The sequence below is a fragment of the Vibrio sp. 1557 genome, assembly GCF_033340175.1.
Taxonomy (GTDB): Bacteria; Pseudomonadota; Gammaproteobacteria; order Enterobacterales; family Vibrionaceae; genus Vibrio; species Vibrio alginolyticus.
This window is the reverse complement of the sequence record NZ_JAWOVZ010000310.1, coordinates 1-1,008: the sequence shown is the minus strand read 5'-3', so window position 1 is coordinate 1,008 and position 1,008 is coordinate 1. Positions and strand designations below refer to the sequence as shown.

General features: G+C 39.5%; 2 protein-coding genes. One reads left to right on the top strand and one right to left on the bottom strand.

What is annotated here, in order from left to right:
• The coding region (locus tag R7070_RS26695) for an iron-containing alcohol dehydrogenase (protein WP_318141589.1) at positions 1–240 on the bottom strand (240 nt) is incomplete at its 3' end.
• 357 nt (positions 241–597) lie between these two features.
• Between R7070_RS26695 and R7070_RS26690 the strand changes: the two genes are divergently transcribed.
• Positions 598–864, top strand: a complete 267-nt coding sequence (locus tag R7070_RS26690; RefSeq protein WP_005459605.1) for a GrxA family glutaredoxin — start codon at positions 598–600, stop codon at positions 862–864.
• Positions 865–1,008: the final 144 nt, after the last annotated feature.

The window sequence follows — 1,008 nt, the reverse complement described above, 5'->3', positions numbered from 1 at the left end:
AAATTTCCGCCCGAGCACCGCCGTCTCTTCCACCATCGTAATGTTGGGCTCCCCATTGATGGCGACGTGCTGATAACGCATATTTTGAGCTTTGAGATAATTGATGATGGGCGTGGCGCGCTGAGTCTCTTTTCCCGTCACAAGCAAGACGCTATACCCAAATTGATTGATAACTGATAGTGAAGATTGGAGCGCTCCTTCACCGAAAATAATCCGTGTTGCAGTCATAAACTGAAACATACACTTCCTCCCCAAAACGACAACTTTTAATAGATTGCTATGGTTTGCGTTAAAAAAAGTTGACCCAATCCACCTTGCCATCAATAACCCTTCAAAAAGTATGTTTTTATGCGTCACTTCACATAGTTAGCATGTCATTTTCAAGGGTTATTTTTGTCCGGGTAAGCTGTTATTTACGTCTTTTGGTTTAAAGCTCGTTTAGTTTTTATCCGATAGATTTCGCCTATAGATACAAGAGGTAATTGCTGCTTTATTTCCGTATCTGGATAAGGCATAGTTACTTCAACAAAAGAGAGCGCACCAAGCCTCTATGTTTGTACGCTTTCAAAAAAGAATAGATTTAGGAGAAATAAGAATATGTTCGTTGTTATTTTTGGTCGTCCTGCATGTCCTTACTGTGTTCGCGCTAAAGAACACGCAGAAACACTAAAAGCTAAACGTGATGACTTTAACTACCGTTACGTTGATATCCAAGCTGAAGGCATTTCTAAAGCAGACCTTGAGAAGACAGTTGGCAAACCAGTTGAAACTGTTCCTCAAATCTTCATCGACCAAGAACACATCGGTGGTTGTGACGATTTCGAAGCTTACGCGAAAGAGCACCTAGGTCTATTCGACGAGTAATAAGCATTAGATTTTTTAAAAGCCGCATCATGCGGCTTTTTTATTATTTTTCAGCTTGTTACTTCCCTAAGTCAACTAATAGCAAAACCTAAAAAAATTCACTTATCTTTTTGCTATATTTAGTTACAATTCGCAGTTCTAAAC

Coding starts and splice junctions, on each gene's coding strand:
- R7070_RS26690 (WP_005459605.1), top strand. CDS start 598: ATGTTCGTTGTTATTTTTGGTCGTCCTGCATGTCCTTACTGTGTTCGC.